We start from the raw sequence: 23,181 nt of genomic DNA on the forward strand, positions 1-23,181 counted from the left end.
TCGACGGACGGCCGATGCGCGGCGCGATGATGGCGGCGCGCACGCGGTTTCGGTATGCCGGCGATATGCGCCGGCTCGTAGCCTCGGGAACGTGCGTGTACTGATCGTCGAGGACGAACCCTATCTGGCCGAGGCAATCCGCGACGGGCTGCGCCTGGCAGCCATCGCGGCCGACATCGCCGGTGACGGTGACGCCGCGCTGGAGCTGTTGGACATCAACGCCTATGACATAGCCGTCCTCGACCGGGACATTCCCGGGCCTTCCGGCGACAGGGTCGCCGAAAGCATTGTCGCTTCCGGTAACGGCCTGCCGATCCTGATGCTCACGGCTGCCGACCGGCTGGACGACAAGGTCACCGGATTCGAGATCGGCGCCGACGACTACCTCACGAAGCCGTTCGAGCTGCGGGAGCTCGTACTCCGGCTCAGGGCGCTCGACCGCAGGCGCGCGCACCGCAGGCCACCCGTGCGGGAGATCGCCGGGCTGCGGCTGGACCCGTTTCGCAGGGAGGTCTACCGCGACGGCCGCTATGTCGCACTGACCAGGAAACAGTTCGCCGTGCTCGAGGTTCTCGTCGCCGCCGAAGGCGGGGTCATCAGCACCGAAAACCTGCTGGAACGAGCCTGGGACGAGAACACCGACCCGTTCACCAACGCCGTGCGCATCACCGTCTCGGCCCTGCGTAAACGTCTCGGCGAACCCTGGCTCATCGCCACCGTACCTGGCGTCGGATACCGCATCGACACACCACCCGGCACCGGGCGGGCAGGCGGAAACCATGGATAGGGCCCCCGGTCCGAGTATTCGTCTCAGGCTCACCCTCAGCTATGCCGGTTTCCTCATGCTCGCGGGCGTCCTGCTGCTCGCGGTCGTGTGGGTGTTCCTGCTGCGCTACGTGCCCGAGACGATCTACACGGCACCGCCCGAACCGGGGATGCGGCGCGGCCCGCTGACGTTCGTGCCCGACCGGCCGTTCGTACCCGATCGCTCCGACCTGCAGCAGGCCTTCGTCCCGAAGGCCGCCGCCATGCTGGCGTTCCTGCTGATGTTCAGCCTGCTCGGCGGTTGGATCCTCGCGGGCAGCATGCTCGCGCCCCTGCGGCGCATCACCAACGCGACCCGGCTGGCCGCGAACGGATCGCTGTCCCACCGGATCCAGCTGGAAGGCCGCCGGGACGAGTTCCGCGAACTCGCCGACGCCTTCGACGCCATGCTCGCGCGGCTGGAGGCGCACGACGCCGAACAGCAGCGATTCGCCGCCAACGCCTCCCACGAACTGCGCACCCCGCTGGCGATCACGCAGACCCTGCTCGACGTGGCCCGTAACGATCCGCACCGCGACACCGGCGAACTGGTCGACCGTCTCCGTCTGGTCAACACCCGGGCAATCGACCTCACCGAAGCGCTGCTCCTACTCAGCCGCGCCAAGGCGCGAACCTTCACCCGGGAACAGGTCGACCTGTCCCTGACCGCGGAAGAAGCGACGGAGACGCTGCTGCCGTTCGCCGAAAAACACGGTGTCACGATCGAGACCTCCGGCGACGTGGCCACCACCATCGGCTCGCATGCGCTCCTGCTGCAGACGACCACGAACCTCGTGCACAACGCGATCGTGCACAACCTGCCCGAACAGGGCACCGTGTGGATCACGACCAGCGTGCACCCGACGACGGTCGGACTCACTGTCGAAAACACCGGCGAAAGGCTCACCCCGCAGCTGGCTGCCACACTGGTCGAGCCGTTCCAACGCGGCACTGGACGCACCCACGCCGACCACGCAGGTGTCGGCCTCGGCCTGGCAATCGTCAGGAGCATCGTCCAGGCCCACGACGGGACCCTCACCCTCGCACCCCGAGCCGACGGGGGGCTCCGTGTCACCGTGCACCTTCCCATCGCGCCCACCGCGCCCCCGCACACGGCCAGGTGACGCCGCCATCACCGCTGCCGCGACCGCCGAGGTTGGCTTCCGGTCTCCTTCCGCCTGTTCTCGGCCGGGTGCCGTCACCTGATGGGGACATCGAAGTACGTGTCCGGAAAGGGTTCGTCGTTCAGCGTGTAGTGCCACCACTCACGGTTGTACCGGCGAAAACCACAGTGCTCCATGATGGCGCGGAGGTGCTGCCGGCCTCGCGCCTCGACCGGTGTGATTCCTCCGGCGTCGTGATGCGAGATCCGATCCATCAGATCGTGGCCACCACCCATGGGAGCGAGATCACCGGTGGCCAGGTGATAGAGCGTCAGGTCGACGGTGCTGCCCCGGCTGTGACCCGACCGGGCGGCCACATATCCCCGCTCAAGGATCTCGGGTCGCTCGATGTTCGGGTAGTGCCGCAGCTTCGTCCGACCGTCCTCCGCCTGTTCCGACCAGCGCAGAAAACAGTCCACGGCGCGCTGCGGGCGGTACCCGTCCCAGAGCAGCAGGCCGTAGCCCAGAGAGGCGGCCTCATGCTGCGCTTCCGCCAGGGCCGCGCACAGGGCCCTCGTGCCGACAACTCTGTTTGCCACGTATCCGTCCACGGGTCTGCCCGTGAAGTTGTCCCAGGTGGCATACTTCGCATCCCAGCGTATGCCGGGCACGAACTCGTCCACAAAAACGAGCTTTTCATCCATGGGATTTCCTGGCCAGCGCCGACGACACGATTCGGTCGATCACTTCGGTGAGCGACAGTCCGACGGCTGCCATCATTCTCGGATAGCGGCTGTACGAGGTCAGCCCGGGCAGCGTGTTGACCTCGTTGAGGACCACCGTTCCGTCCGCCCTGAGAAACATGTCCACTCGCGACAGGCCCCGGCATCCCAGGACACCGTAGATGGCTTTCGCTGTTTCCTGGACAAGTTGGCGCGACTCCGCCGGAATGTCAGCGGGAACGACTGGCGTCGAGTTCACGGAACCGCTTTCGGGTTCACTCTCCTGATGGATTCGAAAGAAGCCGTGACTCAGGGAGATTCGATCCACCTCGCCCGTGGTGAGCTCCGGACCTTCCCCCAGGACGGCACATCCGACCTCACTGCCGACGACGGCCTCCTCAATCAGCACCTTCGAGTCGTACTGTCGCGCGGTCGCCACCGCCGGCAGGAGTTCTTCCCGCCGGGTCACCTTGCTGACACCGAAGGACGACCCCGAGCGGGCCGGCTTCACGAAGACCGGGTAGGTGACCTGGTCGGGGTCGGGATCCGTGTTCGCCGCGACCGGCCAGAAGTTCGGCGTGGCGATGCCCGCACCGCTGACGACGAGATAGGCAAGAGACTTGTCCATGCACAGCGCAGAGCTCTGCACGTCACAACCGACGTAGGGGATGCCAGAAAGCTCCAACAGGCCCTGCAGCGCACCGTCCTCACCAAGCCGACCGTGCACAACGGGCAGCACGAGGTCCAGAGCGACCGCTTCGTACCGTCCCCGATCGAGGACGAGCAGTCCGTGGATACTTCGGTCCGGTGTCAGCACGGCCGGACGGCAGGCACCGCCTTCCCAACCCGCGGCCGGGCTGTCACACAGCCGCCACGCGCCGTCGCGTGTGATTCCGATCCAGAACGGTTCGTATTTCTCGGGATCGAGGTGCCGGGCGACCTCCTGTGCGGACCGGACGGAGACCGGATGTTCTTCGGTGGAGCCACCGAACACGATTCCCATCTTCAGCCTACCCATGTCACTTTCCCCTCGCGAAGCTCAGACAGTTGAGCAGGCTGTTGCGAACGATGTCGCCCAGGGCGCGGTCCGTACGGTAGGCGGTGTGCGGACTGACCAGCACGTTCGGCAGCCGCTGCAGCCGCTGCAGCCGCTGCAGCAGTTCGTTCCCGATCGGCCCGCCGCCGTGGTCGGTATAGAAGATGTCCTCCTCTCCTTCGAGGACGTCCAGTGCGGCGCCGCCCAGCCGGCCGCTCTCCAGCTCCAGAACAAGCGCTCGGGTGTCAAGAAGTGAACCGCGCCCGGTGTTGACGACGAACGCGCCGGGTTTCATCCGCGCCAGACGTTCACGGTTGAGGATGTGGTACGTGTCCGCGTTCAACGGAGTATGGAGCGTGACAACATCGCTCAGCTCCAGCAGGGCGTCGAGGGAAACCTGGTCGGTGTCGGTCGCCGGGCTGCTGTCATGCGTCACTGTTCGACAACCGAAGCCCTGCAGCCTGGCGACGACTGCCGTGCCGATGCGTCCTGTTCCCAGCACTCCGACGGTCAGATCGCGTAGTTCCCGCCCACGTGTCTCACCGAGCCGGTAGTCCTGAGCGTCCGTGCGACGGACCATCGACTTCGCATCGCGCACCGCCATCAGCACCAACATCAGCGTGTAGTCGGCCACGCTGTCGGGCGAGTAGGCGACGTTGCCGACCGTGATGCCGACACTCTCGGCATATTCCACATCGACGTGGTTGCATCCGATGCTCCTCGTAGAGATGTACTCCACGCCGGACCGGGCCAGGGCGAGCAGAGTGGGACGCGCGATCCGCGCCCGGTGTCCGACGCTGATGCACCGGTTCCCGACGGCCAGGCCGACGGTGGCTTCGGACACCGCCACCTCGGTGATGGTCACCACCACGCCGAAGCGGGCCGCCAGTTCTCGGAACAGCACGGCCTCGTCCCGGTCGCAGCCATAGACCGTGATTCCAGGTGCCGGCCCGGATGTGGCAGGTGTGATGGGTACGGAAGCCGCTGATCGGGTGCGGGGGGACGCTGTTCGGGCCGGTTCTGTTGGTGCTGGTGCACGGTGGCTCATGTCCGCCAGTCAAGGGGGCCTGGCGTTACCGGCACGTATGCGGGTTTCGATATGCCGGCGATATGGTGTGGACCGGCGACGGGCCGGCTCACCACGATCACGACGTGGCCGAACAGGTGGCCGGTGCTCGCGTTGGGCCCACCGGAGCGCGCCGATTCCTCCTACCTCTTTCGGGGTCAAGACGAGGCAGTGGGCGATCAGGGCTGTCTAGCCTGCACATGCCCCCGACCCCGGCCCATGCGTCGTCTCCGGATGTGGACATCCAGAGACGCTCAGGAATCGACCAGATGGTGGTGACCGGTCTATGCGAGATTCCACGGTTCGACGCACAGCCGACGAACAGGGCGGCGGCGCCCTGCTCCCGGGTCGACGTTGGTGGCAACGAACCACTCCCCTGCTCGGTGCGCTCGCACTCGCGGCAACAATGTCGGGCACCGCGGTCGCGGCGGACTTACCCGGCGGGTCCGCGTCCCCGCCGCCCCCAGCTGGGCCGGCCGCGGCCCTGACCCCGCTGACCGGCGGAAACGGCCCCTACCTCGCCGAGACCGCGCCGGACCTGGCGAAGGTCGGATACGTCCAGAACGAGTACACCGCCGCGGGCACCGCCGCGTCCTACCAGCCCGTGGGTGCCGTCGGCGGAGACGGACGCTGGACGTTCACGCCCGACGGGAGCGCGCCCTACCGGACCCGGGTCCTCGTACGCCAGCCGAAGAAGACGTCCGCGGTCAAGCCGGTCGTCGTCGTCGAATGGCTCAACGTCAGCGGGGGCAGCGACACGAATCCCGACTGGGCGTCGACGCAGGAGGAGATCACCCGCCAAGGTGAGATCTGGGTGGGTGTCTCTGCCCAGCGGATCGGCATCGAGGGCGGCCCGGCGTTGTTCGGGGCGCCCGGGCGGGGCCTCAAGGAGATCGACCCGGCGCGCTACGGCGCGCTGTCCCATCCCGGTGACGGATTCTCGTTCGACATCTTCACGCAGGTAGCGAAGGCGATACGCAGTGGTGCGGGTCTGGCCGGTCAGCGGCCGGGCCACCTGATCGCGGTGGGCGACTCCCAGTCGGCAAGTGCGCTGGTCACCTACTACAACGGGGTCCAGCCGCTGAGCCACGCCTTCGACGGATTCCTGGTGCACAGCCGCGGTACCAGTGCGCTGCCGCCTCCGGGTCCCGGCGAGAACGCGGATCCCACCAAGACCTTCGGTGCAGGCCCGGTCCTGTTCCGCACCGACCAGGCCGCCCCGGTGCTGGGCGCCCAGACCGAGACGGACGTCGCCCTGGCCGGCACCTTCGCCGCCCGTCAACCCGACAATCCCCACTACCGGCTCTGGGAGGTCGCCGGAACGGCCCATGCCGACGCCCATCTGCTCGGCTCCGCCGCTTCGTCGTTCAACTGTGGGACGCCGGTCAACAACGGCGCGATGCACATCGTCGTCAAGGCCGCGCTACGGGCCCTCACCTCCTGGGTGACCACCGGTCATCCGCCGGCCCCGGCGCCCCGCCTGGAACTCACCCAGAGCACGCCGCCGCAGCTCGCGCGGAACTCCGACGGCATCGCCCTGGGCGGGATCCGCACGCCACCGGTCGACGTGCCGGTCGCGACACTGTCGGGTATCCCCGGGAGCACCTCGTTGACCTGCGTGTTCTTTGGTTCGACCAAGCAGTTCACCCCCGAGCGGCTGGCTGCGCTCTATCCGTCCCGCTCGGACTACCAGGCACGCTATGCCGCCGACACCGCCGCGACGATCATCGCCGGTTACGCCCTGCCGCAGGACAAGGCCGCCCTGCTGGCCTACGCCCAGCCGGATCTGATCCATTCCTGACCCCGCCCACCGCCGGCCGGACCGTCCCACGGCCCGGCCGGCTCGTCGGGTCTGTCCGTGCTCCGGCGCACCTCCAGCCTGTCCGTACTCCGGCGGGCCTCCAGCCGCGTACGTCGGCCGCGGCAACTCCACGGTCCGCAGGTCCGGGCCGACCGGTGCTCCCGGCTCGTCAGAATGTAGGCGTCTCATCACGTTCCGCGCAGACATGCCGGAGAGTGACCACCCTGGGGCTCGGTGGACGTCCCGCCAGCACACCCTCACGCCCATCCACCCCCGACACCCGCCGATCGATACCTTCCGCGCCAACCACGCCACTTCCTGTGACGAAAACTGCTCGGCCGCAGGCGACCGAAAGCCATGATCCGTTCTTGCCGAGGCTTGGTGAAGGATTGGCCGGCCGGAATCTTCACTCCGCCTCGGCAGCAATCCGTGACTTGGCGCAATGGTCGCCGGCCAACGCGGACACGGACGCACGGACGCACGGAGGCGGGGGCGCACGGACCTACGGACGCACGGACCTACGGACGCGCGGACCTACGGACGCGCGGACCTACGGACGCGCGGAGGCAGGGACGCGCGGAGGCAGGGACGCGCGGAGGCAGGGACTGTCACATTGCTGGTTTTCCGGTCCCGGCTCGTCGGGGGCTCCGGATCCCCGGCCGGACGCGGGGAAACATCGGCGCGGCGGTCCGCCGATCGGAGACCGGGCGTCTCGACTCAGACCAACCGCTGGAGGGCGGCGAGCTCGCGCTGTGCGCGGCGCTCGTGCTCGCTTTCGTCGTGGCGGGCTTTGCGGGGGCTCCATCGGCCGGTCAGGACGAAGACACAGGGCAGGAAGGCCAGTTGGGTGGCGAAGCAGATCCACCACCAGCGCGCCCATTGCCTGGGGTTGTCACGGAGTGCCTGCCGCACTTCGGCTCCGTGCCGGCCGAGGTACTCGATGTCGTTCGCGGGGATCGGCTGGGTGGTGAGCTGCAGCAGCCGCTGTAGTGCTCCGGCGTTGTCGGGGGCCAGCCCAGCGGCGACGATCTGGGTCTCGGCCCGTAACAGGACGGCGGGTTCGGGCGCACGGGTGTTGCGCTGCAGGGCCGCCAGGGTGGTGGGGTCAACGGCGCTGATCGTCGCGACCTGCGCCGGATAGCGCGTCTGGATCTCCTGAGCTCGTTGCCCGTGGTCGATGAGGGTGGAGGTGGCCGGAACGGCCACCAGGAGCAGCACGTAGGAGACGGCGACGACCGCACGCACCGTCCAGCCCCAGATGGCCAGGCCGGTCGCGGTGGCGGCCGGGTTGCGCCTCTCCGCCGTCTCGGTGAAGGCCGCCATCCAGGCGACGTAGGCCGTCCCACCGCCGACCGCGGCGACCACGAAGATCAGGGCGAACGTGTAGTAGCTGGTGGACAGATCGCGGCTGACGACGGCGAAGACGGCGGTGCTCGCGGCGCAGACGAGAGCGCCGCCGACCATCAGCGGTTTGCGTACCCGCAGTCGGTCGGACAGCACACCGGCGCCGACGAGCACGACCGCGTTGGCGAGCCAGTACCAGTTGGCGAGCGCGTTGGCCTTCTGCTCGGTATAGCCGTGGACGGTCACGAAGTAGACCACCTGAAAGCCGGTGACGATGTAGTACAGCACCAGGAAGAGGGCGATCGCGAGGGCGGGGCCGACGATGTCCAGCCGCAGCATCTGGCGCCAGTGCCCGTGGCGCGCCGTCTCGGCGTCGAGCCCCGCCGCGCGCGCTTCGACGAGTGTCCGGTCCTTGAGGTTCACCATCAGCTGGTTGCGCAGTCCGGGAGTCAGCTCCCGCAGGCCGACGAAAGCGACCGCAAAGACGACGAGGCCGGCGATGCCGCAGACGTGAAACTGGAACCGCCAGTCCGGGTGGTCGCCCAGGGTGCGGCTTGACACGACGGAGGCGACCAGGCTGCCAAGAACGGGGCCGAGGGTCCAGAACCCCATGGCGGCGCCCCGGCCCACCTGGGGGGAGAAGTCGCGGACCAGCGCCGGGGTGGCCACCAGCACGATCCCCTCGACGATGCTGAGTGCCGCGAAGACGATCGCGTAGACCAGCTTGTTCGGCGCGTGGGGAACACCCAGCGCGACAAGTAACCCGGTGAGCAGGAGACCACCGATGATGAGGTTCGCGCGGCCCCACCGGTCGGCCAGCCCGGCGAGCAACGACGCGCACGCCCCGAGTGCGCTGCCGACCACCAGGATCAGGATGTACTCGGTGAACGTGAAGCCGAATTCGGCGATCACCTGGGTCGCCACCGAGCCCCCCACGTACAGCTCGTAGTACAGCATCACGGTGACCACCACGGTGATCGCGAGGTAGAGCAGGCGGCTGTGCTGCCCGGGATAGCGCGCCAGCCGCCGGTCGAGGACGCGGTGAGTCCTCCGGCTGGACACCGCCGCCGGCACTGTCGTTGTTTCGTGCATGTGCGGACCCTCCTGTGGCTGCGCGGGCGCCTCGGGGGTCAGCGCCTGATGTGACGCACGCCATATTTCGGCGCGAGGGACGTCAGGCTACAACGTGTAACTTACGATGTGTAGATTTTTCGCCAAAATTGGGCTTCGGCCTGCTCGGTCGACCCGCGACCCGCGACCCGCGACCCGGGTCAGGCGCAGGAGCCAGGCGCAGGAGCCAGGCGCAGGAGCCAGGCGCAGGAGCCAGGCGCAGGAGTCAGGCGGACGAACTGAGCTGGTCCGCGAGCATCGCCTGGGCCATCCCGAAGACCAGCCTCCGATAGTGCGCGACCACCTGATCCACCGAGACGGCCGGATACCGCAGCCACCATCGCCCGAGCTGCTCGCCGACCCCGGACACCGCATAGGCGAAGGCGAAGAGATCCTCTTCCACCGCGTCGGCGACGTGCGACCTCAACTGGTCAGCGATCGCGGCGATCGTCTGGAAGCGAAGTGCCCCGAGCTGATCGGACAACTCACCGTTCTGGCTCGCGGACGTCGTGAACAGCAGCACCCACCGCTCGGGGTCCGCCGCGACCAGCTCGAAGAAGACCCGGCCTCCGGCCTCGATCTGCTGCGCCCAGTCGTCGGTCTGGACGGCGGCCTCGCACAGGCGTCGCTCCAGATCCTGGCGCGCGCGCCGCACGCACGCGACGAAGATGCCGTCCTTGGAGCCGTGGTGCTGATAGACGACGGGCCTGCTGACACCCGCCGCCCGGGCGATGTCCTCGATCGAGACACCCTCGTAGCCGCGCTCGGTGAACAACCGTTCGGCCACGTCGAGCAACTGCCGCTCCCGGGCGGAGCCGGTCAACCGCGGGCGCCGCGGTCGCTCGCCCTGGGCTGCGGCCAGGCTCACGTGGTGTCTCCTGTCATCCGCGGCGGCCCCTCCTCCGATCACGTTACAGCTCGCGGGCTGCCTCGCAGGTGGGAGACGGTGTCAACCCGGCCCGGCGCACGTTCGTTCAGCCGTCCTTGACAAGGCTCGCCACGAGGCCGAAACATGAAACTTACGCAACGTAAGTTAGGGGCCGGTGTTCGACGACCCGGGGCGCGACCACCGGCCGGGGCCCGAACGCCGGCGTCCCGTTCCGCGCGACCGGCCCACCCGGTTCTTCTGCGCCGCCAGCTGGAGCCGCCGCACACCCGCATCACCCGGTCAGGCCCGAAGCGAGGTCGTCATCAACGTTCGTTCTTCTGTCGTCAACGCCGTCGTCAACGCGGGTATCCGCCGGACCGGTGCCAAGCGATCCTTCAGCACTGCCGAGCGCACCCGCGCCCGCGTCGAGCAGCTCGCGCTGCGCCCCACGGCCTACGCGCCGCCGCGCACCCTGGCGCGGGGCATCCGCCTGAGCGTTCGCCAGGTCGCCGGTGCTCCCGTCTACACCGTCGCGCCCCCGACACACCGCGTGGAGCACCGCGTGCTGTACCTGCACGGCGGCGCCTACATCTACGAGATCGGCCTGTCCCACTGGGCCTTCGTCCGACGTCTGGCGCTGGCGGCACCGGCCCAGGTGGAGGTGCCGATCTACCCACTCGCCCCGCAGGTGACGGCCGAGCGCACCGTCCCCGCGATGACGGATCTGCTCGCCACCCTCGTGCACTCCGGCCACGGGCCGGTGACCCTCATGGGTGACAGCGCCGGTGGCGGCCTGGCCCTCGCCGTCGCACAGCAGCTACGCGATCGTGGCGACCCGCAACCGGCCCGCATCGTGCTGATCTCCCCGTGGCTCGACATCACCGTCTCCGAACCACGCCAGCGCGAGATCGACGCCCAGGACCGCATGCTCGCAGTCGACGGTCTGGCCGAGGCCGGCCGGCTCTACGCCGGCCCACTCGACCCGCACGACGCCCGGGTCAGTCCCCTGCTCGCAGACCTGCGCGGTCTCGCCCCGATCGACGTGTTCACCGGCACCGCCGACATCCTCAACACCGACGCGCACCAGCTCGCCCACCGGTGCGACGAGGTCGACCAGCCCGTCACGCTCCATGAGGCGGACGGCATGCAGCATGCCTACCCCCTTCTGCCGCTGATCGCGGAAGGCCGACGGGCCCGACGAGACATCGCCCGGCTCGTCCGGACCACCCGTTCACCGACGGCTTCGTAGCCGAGTCCGCCCGCCGGCTCGGCGACCGTTTCAGGGCATACCTGGCACGGTGCTCGCCGGGGGGCCATCATGGCCGGCGCCCGAACCGGACCTGAACAGCCGTCGCCGCGACGGGGTCCGGCAGGTGACCTGGAGCATGCCGGGGACGGCGCGAAAGAGGTTCGCGACACCGCTGAACAGGACATGTCTTCAGGGACCGGAAGGAGCACCACCTGATGCAGCCGTCCTCGGCCAGCGATCTCAGCACGCCCGTTCTCGACCACCGCGTTCCACCGAGCCGTCCGTCGGCGTCCGACGGCGAGCCCCGGGTGCTTGCCGTCGTCGACGGCCCGGGCGCGGCCGACTACACGGACACCGCCGACTATGTGGCGCACACGGCCACCCTGCGCGGAATCGTCCGCCAGCGGCTGGTCACCCGTGCACTGATCGAACACCTGCCGCCCGCGCCCGCGCGACTGCTGGACATCGGCGGTGGCAACGGCGTGCAGGCCATGGAGTTCGCCCGGCGCGGGTACCACGTGACCGTCTGCGAGCCCGACCCACGGATGTTGGCCGCGGCGCGGCGCGGTCTGGCCGACGCCCCCGCGTCGGTCCGGCGGCGCGTCGAGCTGGTCGAGGGAGACGGGCGCGATGCCGTCCACCTGGTGGGGACCGGCTGGGATGCCACCTTCTGCCACGGCGTCATCATGTTCGTCCCCGAGCCGGCGCCCCTGTTGAACGTCCTCGTCGAACTCACTCGGCCCGGCGGGATCGTCTCCGTGGTCGGCAAGAACGGCCCGGCGCTCGCCCTGCGGGCGGGCCTGCAGGGTCGCTGGCAGGACACCACCGCGATGCTCGGCGATCCCTGGGCCGCCGCAGCCACCGAGGACGTCCAGGAGACGGGACGCCGCCAAGGTGCCGGTGGCGTCGGGCCCGATCGGCCGCCGGCGCTGCCGCTACCACCCGGTGACGATCCGGCGAACGTCGCCGGGATCCTCACCGCCGCCGGGACCCGGTCGCTGGCCTGGTACGGCATCAGGACCTTCACCGACCATCTCGGCGACATCCCGCCGGGGCCGGACGTGGACTCCGTCGTCGACGCCGAGTGGGTGGCCGGCGCCCAGGACCCCTACCGTGGCATAGCCCGGCTCATTCACCACGTTCACCGCCGGATCGGGTAGCACGGCACTCAGGGGGCCCGCGGCCGGGCGGCCGGTGACGGCGTAGCGTCTTCGGGATGTTGCCTGCCGCTCTGGCTGCCTTCGCCTGTGCGCTGTGTTATGGAACCGGTGCGGTGCTTCAGTCCGTCGGCGCGGCCCGGACGGCACCGAGGCCGCCGTCGTCCGCGCAGGGCGGTGCGGCGGTCGCGGCGTTCAGCCCCTCGGCGCTGGCCCGGCTGGTCGTCCAGCTGCCCTACCTGGCCGGGCTGGGGCTGGATCTGCTGGGTTGGCTGCTGTCGCTGCTCGCGCTGCGAGGGCTGCCCCTGTTCGCGGTTCAGGCCATCCTCTCCGGCTCGGTCGGGGTGACGGCGGTGCTGGCCATGGCCACGCTTGGTGCCCGACCGCCCCGTCGGGAGGTGGTCGCCCTGGTGGCGCTGGGCGTCGGGATGGTGCTGCTGGCGCTGACCGCGCAGCCGGGCCGGGCCCATCCGGCCTCGGCCGCCGTCTCCTGGGGGATCACCGCCGGGGTGGCGGTGATCGTCGTGCTGATCGGCCTGGCGTCGCGGGCCGGACGACACCGGGCGGGCGCGGTGCTCGGGCTGCTCTCCGGCCTGGCCTTCGGTGGGACGGCGCTGTGCGCCCGCCTGATCGAGGCCAGGCCGTGGTCGGACGTGGCGAGCGACCCGGCGGCCTGGGCGTTGCTGGCCTACGGCGGGCTGGGGCTGGCCCTGTTCGCCGTCGCGTTGCAGCGCGGGGCGGTCACCACGGCGATGGCCGGCCAGTGCGCGGGAGAGACGCTGCTCCCTGCCCTGGCCGGCACGCTCCTGCTGGGCGACGGGGCCCGGGCGGGCCTCGCGCCGCTGGCGGTCGCCGGTTTCGTCGTCGCCGTCCTGGCCGCCTTCGTACTGATCACCAGCGGTGCCGGTGAGGTGGACGCACGGCCGGACACCGATCCCGACGCCGCCGGCGACAGCCCGCGGTCGTCGACCGCCGCCGGCAGCTGAGCGCCGCCTACGCCGGGGACGATCCCGCGGCTGCCGGCAGGCCGGCGCCCTGTGCCGGCGCTGCCACGCGGTCCTGCGCCAGGTCCGTCAGATCTGCACGGTCTGCACGGTCCATGCGCCGCCGGCGACCGGGGCGTACGAGGAAGACGGTGACCAGGACGGCCACGACGGCGGTGACAGCGGCGTTCACGCCGAGCGCCAGGTGCAGACCGCCGAGGATGGCGTCGGCCGGGGAGTGGTCCCCGTCGGCGCGCAGCGTGTTGGTACGGGCGTTCGCGACCGCCGACAGGACGGGAATGCCCAGGGTGAGCGCGACCTGCTGCGTCAGCGTCGTCAGGCCCGTGGCCAGGCCCTGCTGGTCGTCACGCAGGTCGGAGGTGGCGGTGATCAGATAGCCGACGATGCCACAGGCGTGGCCGAAGAAGCCGACGACCGACGCGATCAGAACCAGCGTCAGCGAACCGCGGTCCAGCCCGACGAACACCAGCGCCAGCGCGCACAGCCCCTGCAGGACCAGGCCGACCACCAGCAGCGGTTTCGACGGGATGACCGTGAGCAGCCGGGGCGAGACCATTCCGGCGGTGAACGCCGCGGCCCCGGGAACCCCGAAGATGAGACCGGTGGTGACCGCCGAATAGCCGAGCACCTGCTGCAGGTAGAGCGTCATGATGAACACGATCGAGCTGCCCAGCGCGAACACGCCGAAGCCGCCGGCATTGCCCCAGCCGACATGGCGCAGCCGCAGGACGTCCAACGAGGCCAGCGGATGCGGGCTGGTCCGTTCGATCCGCCAGAAGGCGACCAGCAGGGCAAGGCCGAGGCCGATCGCGACCCACACCCACGGATCCGACCAGCCGTCCTCGCCGCCGCGGGAAACCCCGTAGACAAAGGCGACGAGACCCGCGGTGACCGTGAGCGCACCCGGAATGTCCAGGCGCTGCCCCGACGTACCGCGGTCGAGCGGAATGACCCGCGGCGTCGCCACCAGGATGGCCAGGGCGACGGGCACGTTCACCAGAAACGCCCAGCGCCAGCTCAGGTAGCCGGTGAGCAGCCCGCCGACCAGCGCGCCGACGGTGAATCCGGCGGGCAGCAGGGCACCGTTGAGGCTCAGCGCGCGGCGGCGCACCGGGCCGTCCGGAAAGGTCGTGACCAGCAGCGACAGCGCCGAGGGAACGGCGATCGCCGCCGCCAGCCCCTGCCCGACCCGGGCGGCGAGCAGTTCCGCCGGGGACTGCGCCAGCCCACCGAGCAGGGACGCGATCACGAGCAGGCCCAGGCCGATCAAAAAGAGCCGGCGACGGCCGGAAAGGTCCGCGACCCGGGCGAACAACAACGTGAACCCGGCGGACGGCAGTGCGAACGCCGTCGCGATCCACTGCAGGTCACCGTCGCCGAGGCCGACGCCGCTACCGATCGACGGCAGCGCCACGTTCAGAATCGAGAAGTCGATCGCCAGCATGAACTGGCTACCGAGCAGCAGAACCAGGGCGAGCTGCTGGCGTCGGGTCATCCGCGGCTCGGCGCTCGGCAGCTGTGCCGTGTGCGGCCGGGCCGCCGGCACTCCAGCTGCCGGGCCGGCGGTCGCCGGCGCGGCCGGGCCAGGGCCGGACGACCCGGATCCCGCCGTCCGCGGGGCGAAGGAGGATTCCGTCATGCCTTTGCACACTGCCGCCGGATCGGCATGGTAGCCACGCCCCTGCGGTTGCCATCCCTGCGAAGGGTGGCAACGGCAGGGTCACCCTGGGACGGATTGTCCGGCCAGGTGGTCGGGGACAATAGCCGCCATGACCGAACTCGGCGAGTTCCTTCGTTCCCGCCGCGCTCGGCTCACCCCGGCCGACGCCGGGCTGAGCCGGCCGGGCGACCGCAGGCGTGTGCCCGGGCTACGGCGCGAGGAGCTGGCGCAGCTCGCCGGGGTCAGCGTCACCTATTACACCCGTCTCGAGCAGGGGCAGAGCCGCAACGCCTCGGACGCGGTACTCGACTCCCTGGCCCGTGTCCTGCTGCTCAGCGACGACGAGCAGGCGCACATGCGCTCACTCGCCCGGCCGGCCCGGGCCGCGCGACGTTCGACCCGCCCCGAACGGGTCCGACCCGCCGTCCTGCAGCTGATCGGCACGATGCGGGACGTTCCGGCGCTCGTGATCGGCCGGCGCACCGACGTGCTCGCCTGGAACCGGCTCGGCCATGCGCTGATCGCCTCGCACCTGGACTTCGCCGCGCCGTCGCAGTGCGCCACCCGGCCGAACATGGCCCGTTTGATCCTGCTCGACGCGCACACCCGGGACCTGTACGTCCACTGGCGGCGCAAGGTCGAGGACGTCGTCAGCTACCTGCGGCTGGCCAGCGGGCAGCATCCCGACGACGCGGCGCTCACCTCGTTGATCGGCGAGCTGTGCGTCAACAGCGCGGACTTCGCGTCCACCTGGGCGCGCCACGGGGTGCGCGACTGCGGTCCCGGCCGGCGCGAGTTGCGCCACCCGCTCGTCGGTGAGCTCTCGCTCGCCGAGGAGATCCTGCGGCTGCAGGACGACCCGGGCCAGCGGCTGGCCCTGCTGACCCCCGAACCCGGCTCGACGAGCGCTGAGCGTCTCGCCCTGCTCGCCAGCCTGCACGCCCCCGCCACGTCCACCGCCACCGACTGCGTCTCCTCCCCCACCCCCGCGGGTTCCGCCCACGCTCCCGCGGCTTTCCCGGCAGCGGCACCGACGCCTGCGCCGCGATGATGCGCCGCAGCCACCGGCGCGGAGAAACCTCCCGCGGTTACAGCGGCCGCCAGCTCGAACGTTCCCTCGACGCCCTGCGGGCCCCCGAGTTCGCCCGCCATCTCCGCACCGACGCCCTGTCGATCTCCGCCGTGGCGGACGGCATCGCCACCCACGCCGGGTTCACACTCAGTCCCGACACGTCCCGCGACTCGTCCGACAGGGGCACCAGCTCGCCGTCCAGCCACGCCACATCCGCCTGGACGCCCGAGGACCTGAGGACCTGAGGACCTGAGGACCCTGAGGACCCACAGTCCGCTGCCCGCCTGCACCCTCGATCCCGAGCCCGGCTCGCGGCCGGCGCCGCACCGGACGGGTTCGGCTCCCTTCCCCGCACAGCAGCCAGACCAGGCGTCCTCGCGGCGCTCAGACCCACAGGTGGGCGTTCATCGCGCGGGCCTGCTCGGCGAGTTCGGGCAGTTCGACGACGGTGACACCGGCTGCGGTAAGCAGCTCGTAGCCCTGACAGTCGGCGACGAAGAGACTGGGTTCGCGCCAGGCGATGACCACCCGGGGTATCTTCGCCGCCAGGATGAGCTGGGTACAGCTGCGTGGCCGGGAGGTGCGCTGGGAGCAGGGTTCGAGGGTGCTGTAGATCGTCGCCAGGGCGAGCCGCGGATCGTTCGGATCGATCTTGGCGAGGGCGGACTCCTCGGCGTGCACCGCGTCGTCGACCTCGCGGGAGAAGCCGGAGGAGATCTCCTCGCCGTCCTCGTCGACGAGGACGGCCCCCACCGAGTAGGCGCCGGTGGCGGGTGGGCAGCGGTGGGCGAGTTGGATCGCCCGGGTCATCCACCCGTGGTCGTCGAGCTGGGGCATGGCGTTACCCGTCCTTCCCGCACCTGGCCGCACTCGCGTACCTGGGGGGCAGTCTGCCAGCCGGCGACCACGTCCCCAACCTCGGCGAATACCTGATTGATATCTATATTTCCAATTAGTCCCATTACATCCCGCGACGCGTGTGGCCGGCCGTGGCCAGAGCCGGCGGCGGGCGAGACGCGTTGCGAGCCGTCCGGGGGCAGCCGGGAGGAAAACCGGCACGAGGCGGGTGACGCGGGAACACTCGCCGCAGGAACTGCTTCTTGCCGGCGCCCCCTGGTGGGCGATATGTTTTCCGTGGTTCGGGTGAGACACAGGGGGTGACATCCGACCGCCCATCTTCTCCTGAATTCCGCTCCGCGATCCGACGCGCCCGTCCGCGCCGGCGGCAGCGGCGATCCATGCTGCCCCTTTCCCTGTTCCGAAAGGATGACGCTGTGCGTCCCGTTGCCCGTCCGGCTCTTCCTGATGCGTACCGCACCGTGCAGGAAGGTATTCAGGACGAGTGCGAGTCCGCGCAGGAGACGTACATCCGGCTGCTCCGCACAGCCCGGCGACGGGAATATTACAAGTCCGTCGTCCGTGCACTACCGAAGGCTACCGCCGGGCAGAAGAAAGCCAATCGGAAGGTGGGCCGGACGGCCCTGAAAAAGGCCAACGGCAAGAACCTTGACCAGCTCGTCGGGCAGCTGGACGGGTTCGCGGCGAAGATCGGGACCCAACCGCCCACCCCGGCCGGCGCCGCGATCGGCATGCTCACCGCGAAGGAGCTCGCCCAGCTCCGGCCGCAGATCGCCGCCTGGAGCGCGGTCGAGGCGTACTACCGCACCCAGGCGAAGGCCGCGATGAAGCGGCACGCCGATCGCGTCGCCCGCAGATATCCGAAGGCCCGGGGCCCGCTGATCACCGGTATCGGGCAGTACTGCTCCTACTGCGAGATGCCGATGACCTCGGGGCTCGCGATCGAGCACACCGTCGCCCGGTCGTCGTTTCCCGAGTACGGCGCCGAATGGACGAACTTCCTGCTGGCCTGCGCGGCGTGCAACTCGGCCAAGGGCAGCCGGCCGGCCTACGAGGAGTTCGCCAACGCCACGTTCACCACCACGGCGCAGGCCGCCCGGGCCGCGGCGGTGGCGACCCTGCGCACCCCGGCCGACACCGACTACGTCAACGCCGGCACCGAGTTCCGCTACGAACTGAGCCGGGTGGTGCGCCTGGACCAGACCTTCGTCTTCGAGGAGGCGCTGCGCGACACCGAGGTCTATCCCCTGATCAGCCAGAACCTGCTCACCGTGCGCCGGGCCGACAACGGCACGCTGATGGCCGAGACGTCGGCCACCGCCTACAGCCGTTTCGCCCTGACGACCGCTCAGGTCACCGGGCTCGCTGATTTCTCCGCCACCACCTGGAACGGCGGGGTACCGCAGTCCGTGGCGGTCGGCGGGCTGCCGGACACGCTGCGCGAGGTCGGCCGGCAGATCGCGGAGTTCGGGACCTGGTCCGTCCCGGAGGCGCCCACCGGCGCCGGCGCCACCCTGCGCTTCCGGCTCGACCACAGCGTCACCTACCGGTTCTCCTTCGGCCCCCAGTCCACCAGCGTCACCTACGGCACCGCCGACTGGGAGCACACCATCGCCACCCCCGGCGGGACGGTGCGCAGGCACGTCACCCACGGGGTGCTCGCCGCGGCCGAGACAACCACGCTCGGGCATCGCTTCTTTCCGAGCATCGAGGCGGTGCCGGCACCCCACAGTGCCGGCACCCCACCATCCGAATACGACGTGACGATCACGGATCGCTACTGGGTGCGGCTGAGTGCCGGGGACGCGCCCCTGGCCGGCGGCCAGCCGGAGATCGACCTTGAGGTCCGCGCCGTCGCCGAGGCCCCGATCGAGCTGCGGCTGCTCTCCGCCACTCCCACCAACGCGCTGACCAACGCACTCGACCTGCGGCGACGGAGCACCGTCCGGTTACTCGACCTCAACAGCGACCCCCGGGTTCGTGTCGACAACGCCGGGTCGACCCGGGCGAAGGACCTTGAACGGACCATGGACCGGCGGGTGTTCCGCCGCACCCTCACCTGGTGGACAGCCACCCAAAGCATCCGCCGGGCCGTACGGGCCGCCCAGCTTGCGCACGGCGACCTGACCCAGGACGCCGGCTACCAGATGGTGCTGCGTGCCGTCGCCGACACCGCGGCCGCCACCGGCTGCTGGACGCTGTGGGGCGACGTCGTCACCAAGATGCTCGCCACCGCCACCGACGCTCCGAGCGTCCGCGTCCGCGACGACCTGCGGGAGCGGCTGCGCACCGACTACCCCGGCACCCGCTTCCCCGCCTGACCGCCTGCCGGCCCCACCGCCTGTGGGTCTGGCCGCGCCGAGCTCGCCCCGCAACGACTTCACCCCGCGCCGACTCCACCCGAGGGACGTCACCCGATGCGACCGGTCTACCGAGAGCCCCAAACGGCCCTCGACTCCGTCCTGCCCCGTGCTCACTACACGGTGTACTCGTACCACGTGCTCGGCGGGGCGCTGCTGCGTCAGATCGGCGAGTACTGCTCGTACTGCGAGGTCGCGCTCGCCGGAAACGCCGCGGTCGAGCACATCATGTCCAAGTCGCAGGACGCGACACTGGAGACCGAGTGGGACAACTTCCTGCTCGCCTGCGTCAACTGCAACTCCCGCAAGGGCGCGAAGACGGAAAAGGCCAGCGATCTCGACGACTACCTCTGGCCGTGCGACATCACCCGCGACAGCTCGTCCGCCTACCAGTACTACTGGGACGCGAGTGCCGGCGTCGGCAACGAGGTCGCGCGGGTCCGGGTCTCCCCCACCGCACCCACCACCTACGGCGACCGCCCGGCGAACACGCTGGCCCTCGTCGGACTCGACATCGACCGCAGCCAGGATCCGGCCGTCCCCGACCGGCGCGCCGACAACCGCACCACCACCTGGCGGGTCGCCGTGCGGCTCGCGAACGACCTGGCCTCGTTCGGCAACACGCTCGCCGCCTACGACGGCGAACTGGCCGGCCTGCTCATCGACCAGATCGTGGCGACGGCCACCAGCCTCGGCTTCTGGTCGGTGTGGATGACGGTCTTCCGCGCCCGGCTCACCCAGGCCGGCATGCTCACGACCAGCATCGACGCCCTGCTCCTGCGCCTGTTCGTGCGGACTTTCCCCGGCACCTACTGGGGTGCGAACCAGGCCGCCTTCGCCCCGATTCCCACCGGCCACACCGGCCTTCCAGGCGGACGGACCTGATGAACCTCCTCGCCCTGACCGACCTCGCCGCCCTCGCCGCCCTCGACCCGAGCACGCTGCGCCTGGCCGACACCACCGTCACCGTCACCCCCAGCACGGTCACCATCACCGGCACGCTCCCCGCCGTCCCGTCGGCCTCCGGTGGCCCGCTCACCGCGGGTGGTGGTGCTGCTCTGCCTGCCACCGGGTCCGACGCTGCCGCCGATACGCCGGTCGTCACCGTCGTCATCACCGTGACAGCCACCGTTCCACCGGCCGGCGCCCCGAGCTCGGCGCCGGCTCTGGTCACCACGCCGGCTGCTCTGGTCACCACGACGGCGCTGTCGGCCACCACCGGTCCGGTAATGCTGCGCGAGCTGGCCGCCCGCGGTTGGCTCGGCGCGGACGTCCCGGCAACCGCGCTGCCCGACCTGACCCTGCCCACGGTCACGGTCACCCCCCTCGCCATCGCCGTCCCGACAGCGGCGCCGCAGACCGCGGCGAACCCGGCAGACCCGGTTCGGGCTGTGCGGGTGGTGGCCGCGCTGCCGGCCGGCGCGGCACCGCTGGGCGGCGCGTTCACGCTGACGGACGCGCGCTTCGAAACGGTCCTGCACCTGGCCGGGGACGGCCGGGTCGGCTGGGCGCAGGAGCCGGTGATCCGCGGACGGCTGGCCGCCGGACCTGCCAGCCCGACGACCGGACTCGACGTCACACTCGCCTTTCCGGGACCGTTCGTACCCTGGCGGATCACGAACAGCGCCGGCAGCGGCATCGACCTCGCCGACCTCGCCGGCGGCCTGCTCGCGGCGGTCGTCGGCCCCGGCCTCGCCGCCGCCCTGCCCGTCGGCCTCCCCGACGGTTTCCGGCTCACCGCCCTGGACGCCCTGGTGGCCCCCGCCCCCGGTCTCGGCTCCGCCGGCACCGATGCCTCGCCGGCCGCGGCACCCAGCTCGGTGGTGGCCGCCACGGTGGAGCTCGCCACCGCCTCGGCATGGAACCTGGTGCCCGAGGTCCTGAGCCTGGACGCCCTGCGGCTACGGGTGGCCGCCTCGACGGCCCAGTCGGACTGGCAGTTCACCGGGGTCCTCAACGGCACGATCACGCTGGCCGGCGTGGGCGTCCAGGCCGAGGTGCCACTGGGGCCCGGCCTGGTGCGACTGTCCGCCCAACCGGCGCTCGCTCTGGCGGGGCTCGGCGCCATCGCGTCCGCGGTCGGTGACCTGCTGGGCATCGACGACCTCGGGCCCTACCTGCCGCCGAGTCTCGCGACCCTCGGCTCGCTGGTGCTCGACGAGGTGACCGTGACGGTCGACCCGGCCGTCCCGGCTCTTGTCGACGCCTCGGTCGCCGTCGCCCTGCCCGAGGGCGCCACCTGGACGTTCCCGTTCCTGCCCGGCCTGACGGTGGTGACGCTGGCAGCTTTCGTGACGGTCATGTCTCCGCTGGACGACGCGACCCGGACCGTCGGCGGGGAGCTGCGGGTCGAGGCGACGATCGGGGACGCCCCGCTCGCCCTCCTGGTGACCCGCGAAGCCGGCACTCAGGTCTGCACCGTGTCGCTGGCGGCCGAGTCGGCACTCGGCCTGCCCGCGCTGCTCACCCTGGTCGGCCTGCCCGACGACGGGCTCGACGCACTGCTGCCACCGGGCCTGTCCATCGTCACCGACATCGGCCTGGTCGGCTTCGACGTCGACTACGACCTCGCCGCCGGCCAGATCACCACCGTCTGGGCCGACGTGGCCCTCGACGACACCTGGACGATCATCCCCGGCGTCCTCGCCGTGACCGATCTGTCTCTGGACATCGAGCTCGACCGCACCCCCGTCGCTCCCGACGACCCGGCGGCAACCGGCACAGCCGGCCTGGCCGACACCGACGAGAACCCGGCCGACGAAGAGGCCGGCAGCCTGGACGACATCGATGACGACCCGGACGACCCCGATGTCCTGGACAACCCCGATGTCCTGGACAACCCCGATGTCCTGGACAACCCCGATGTCCTGGATGACCCTGATATCCCGGACGACCAGGCCGACGCCGGGGGCGGTCCGGCGTCCTCGGTCGGGCTGCGGCTGGCCGCGGAGATCGAGCTGGGCGGCGCCGGGTTCCTGCTGACCGCGGACAACAGCGGTGCGGTCGCGCCGTCCGACGACGGCTGGTGGGTCTCGCTCAGGCTGGCCGACGGCGAGCAGATCTCCCTGACCGGGCTGCTTGCGATCCTGTTGCCGGCCACGGGACTTCCACTGCCCGCCGGCTTCCCCCAGCTGGCGATCACGGCGGCGGCCGTGACGCTCGCACCCGCGTCCCTGGCCACCACCGCCCTGCTCGCGAGCACGGCGACCTGGGGCCCGACCATCTCCGGCCGGCCCGCCACCATGCTGGGACTGGCGATGAGCCTGACGGTCGGCCCCCGTCCCCCGAGCACCGCCCCTCCCGCCGACACCGCCCCTCCCGCCCCTCCCGTCGGTACCGCCCCTCCCGCCGGCACCGCCCCTCCCGCCGGCACCGTCTCGACGGGCGCCGCTGCGGTCGGCGGCGACCGATCGGCCGAGCTGATCGTCACCGGGATCCTTGCCCTGGCGTCCCTGCCGACGCTCTCCGCGACCGTCCGGCTGGCCGACTCACCCACGACGGGTCCCACCGCCGAACTGCTCGCCATCATCGGCACCGACCCCACCGCCTCCCCCACGACCGTCTCCCCCACGATCGCCGACACCGGTACTGCTGGCGGCGGCACGGGAGCCGGCGGCACCGGCAGCGCGGTGAGTGCGATCTCGGTCGCCACCGTCGCGGACGGATACACCGCCGCGGGCACCTGGGGAGCGATTCCCGTCCCGGCCGGTTTCATCACGCCCGATGTCCTGCGCGGCGCGCTGTACGTCGACCTCACCGGCGACGCGCTGGTGCTCGTGGGTGAGGCGTCCCGGCTTGGCAGCGCGGCTGTGGTGGTCGCGCCACTGCCCGCGGGGGATGGGCGGGGTGTTGCGCTGCTGCTCGACGCCGGTGCCGAGTTCCAGTTCGCCGATCTCATCCCGACCGGCGACCCGCCGGCCGGCACAGCCGGCGGCGCGGCCGGCGAGGCCGTGCGGCTGGCCCGCGC

Annotated in this window: 18 protein-coding genes; 11 read left to right on the forward strand and 7 right to left on the reverse strand. The window is 70.7% G+C overall.

All coding sequences use genetic code 11. From position 1 onward, the window contains the following. Positions 1-91: 91 nt before the first annotated feature. A complete protein-coding gene (locus ND747_RS09230; RefSeq protein WP_251733074.1) occupies positions 92-787 on the forward strand; it encodes a response regulator transcription factor in 696 nt (231 codons plus the stop codon). Beyond that, on the forward strand, positions 780-1,928 hold the full coding sequence (locus ND747_RS09235) for a HAMP domain-containing sensor histidine kinase (protein ID WP_251733075.1): 1,149 nt from the start codon (positions 780-782) through the stop codon (positions 1,926-1,928). The genes ND747_RS09230 and ND747_RS09235 overlap by 8 nt, the downstream gene beginning before the upstream one ends. A gap of 74 nt (positions 1,929-2,002) precedes the next feature. On the opposite strand, the gene vanX is transcribed toward ND747_RS09235, so the two are convergent. Genes vanX through ND747_RS09250 form a run of 3 tightly spaced genes read right to left on the reverse strand, consistent with a single transcriptional unit; the run spans position 2,003 to position 4,713 of the window. After that, on the reverse strand, positions 2,003-2,611 hold the full coding sequence (gene vanX, locus ND747_RS09240) for a D-Ala-D-Ala dipeptidase VanX (RefSeq protein ID WP_251733076.1): 609 nt from the start codon (positions 2,609-2,611) through the stop codon (positions 2,003-2,005). Then, positions 2,604-3,647, reverse strand: a complete 1,044-nt coding sequence (gene vanA, locus ND747_RS09245; RefSeq protein WP_251733077.1) for a D-alanine--(R)-lactate ligase — start codon at positions 3,645-3,647, stop codon at positions 2,604-2,606. Before vanA ends, vanX begins: the two co-directional genes overlap by 8 nt. Position 3,648: 1 nt before the next feature. Beyond that, positions 3,649-4,713, reverse strand: a complete 1,065-nt coding sequence (locus ND747_RS09250) for an NAD(P)-dependent oxidoreductase (RefSeq protein WP_374216195.1) — start codon at positions 4,711-4,713, stop codon at positions 3,649-3,651. A 304-nt stretch (positions 4,714-5,017) separates the two neighbouring features. Between ND747_RS09250 and ND747_RS09255 the strand changes: the two genes are divergently transcribed. Then, complete coding sequence (locus tag ND747_RS09255; RefSeq protein WP_251733078.1) at positions 5,018-6,532, forward strand: alpha/beta hydrolase domain-containing protein; 1,515 nt, start codon at positions 5,018-5,020, stop codon at positions 6,530-6,532. 717 nt (positions 6,533-7,249) lie between these two features. On the opposite strand, the gene ND747_RS09260 is transcribed toward ND747_RS09255, so the two are convergent. Together ND747_RS09260 and ND747_RS09265 are read right to left on the reverse strand one after the other, a co-directional pair. After that, positions 7,250-8,968 carry an MFS transporter gene (locus ND747_RS09260; RefSeq protein WP_251733079.1) on the reverse strand — a complete coding sequence of 573 codons (1,719 nt, stop codon included), beginning with the start codon at positions 8,966-8,968 and terminating at the stop codon, positions 7,250-7,252. A 244-nt stretch (positions 8,969-9,212) separates the two neighbouring features. Next, a complete protein-coding gene (locus tag ND747_RS09265; RefSeq protein ID WP_251733080.1) occupies positions 9,213-9,854 on the reverse strand; it encodes a TetR/AcrR family transcriptional regulator in 642 nt (213 codons plus the stop codon). A 175-nt stretch (positions 9,855-10,029) separates the two neighbouring features. Between ND747_RS09265 and ND747_RS09270 the strand changes: the two genes are divergently transcribed. The 3 genes from ND747_RS09270 to ND747_RS09280 all read left to right on the forward strand — a co-directional run bounded on the left by ND747_RS09270 (position 10,030) and on the right by ND747_RS09280 (position 13,246). Then, a complete protein-coding gene (locus ND747_RS09270) occupies positions 10,030-11,103 on the forward strand; it encodes an alpha/beta hydrolase (protein WP_251733081.1) in 1,074 nt (357 codons plus the stop codon). 215 nt (positions 11,104-11,318) lie between these two features. Then, positions 11,319-12,263 carry a methyltransferase domain-containing protein gene (locus tag ND747_RS09275; RefSeq protein ID WP_251733082.1) on the forward strand — a complete coding sequence of 315 codons (945 nt, stop codon included), beginning with the start codon at positions 11,319-11,321 and terminating at the stop codon, positions 12,261-12,263. Between the two features lie 113 nt (positions 12,264-12,376). After that, positions 12,377-13,246 carry a hypothetical protein gene (locus ND747_RS09280; protein WP_251733083.1) on the forward strand — a complete coding sequence of 290 codons (870 nt, stop codon included), beginning with the start codon at positions 12,377-12,379 and terminating at the stop codon, positions 13,244-13,246. Positions 13,247-13,253: 7 nt separating this feature from the next. On the opposite strand, the gene ND747_RS09285 is transcribed toward ND747_RS09280, so the two are convergent. Then, positions 13,254-14,903: an MFS transporter gene (locus tag ND747_RS09285; RefSeq protein ID WP_251733084.1), complete on the reverse strand. Its 1,650-nt coding sequence runs from the start codon at positions 14,901-14,903 to the stop codon at positions 13,254-13,256. 130 nt (positions 14,904-15,033) lie between these two features. Here ND747_RS09285 and ND747_RS09290 point away from each other — a divergent pair, with 130 nt between their 5' ends. Both ND747_RS09290 and ND747_RS09295 read left to right on the forward strand, forming a co-directional pair. Beyond that, positions 15,034-15,975, forward strand: a complete 942-nt coding sequence (locus ND747_RS09290) for a helix-turn-helix domain-containing protein (protein WP_251733085.1) — start codon at positions 15,034-15,036, stop codon at positions 15,973-15,975. Then, a complete protein-coding gene (locus tag ND747_RS09295; protein WP_251733086.1) occupies positions 15,972-16,241 on the forward strand; it encodes a hypothetical protein in 270 nt (89 codons plus the stop codon). Before ND747_RS09290 ends, ND747_RS09295 begins: the two co-directional genes overlap by 4 nt. A gap of 139 nt (positions 16,242-16,380) precedes the next feature. On the opposite strand, the gene ND747_RS09300 is transcribed toward ND747_RS09295, so the two are convergent. Then, entirely contained in the window at positions 16,381-16,833 is a 453-nt protein-coding gene (locus tag ND747_RS09300) for a dCMP deaminase (RefSeq protein WP_251733087.1), read from the reverse strand. Positions 16,834-17,270: 437 nt separating this feature from the next. Between ND747_RS09300 and ND747_RS09305 the strand changes: the two genes are divergently transcribed. The 3 genes from ND747_RS09305 to ND747_RS09315 form a co-directional block, all read left to right on the forward strand. After that, positions 17,271-19,175, forward strand: a complete 1,905-nt coding sequence (locus ND747_RS09305) for an HNH endonuclease (protein ID WP_251733088.1) — start codon at positions 17,271-17,273, stop codon at positions 19,173-19,175. 96 nt (positions 19,176-19,271) lie between these two features. Continuing rightward, positions 19,272-20,099, forward strand: a complete 828-nt coding sequence (locus ND747_RS09310; RefSeq protein ID WP_251733089.1) for an HNH endonuclease signature motif containing protein — start codon at positions 19,272-19,274, stop codon at positions 20,097-20,099. Continuing rightward, positions 20,099-23,181 (forward strand): hypothetical protein (locus tag ND747_RS09315; RefSeq protein WP_374216196.1); only part of this gene is annotated, 3,083 nt, incomplete at its 3' end. The genes ND747_RS09310 and ND747_RS09315, both read left to right, overlap by 1 nt.

This window comes from Frankia sp. R82, assembly GCF_023716925.1.
Lineage (GTDB): Bacteria > Actinomycetota > Actinomycetes > Frankiales > Frankiaceae > Frankia.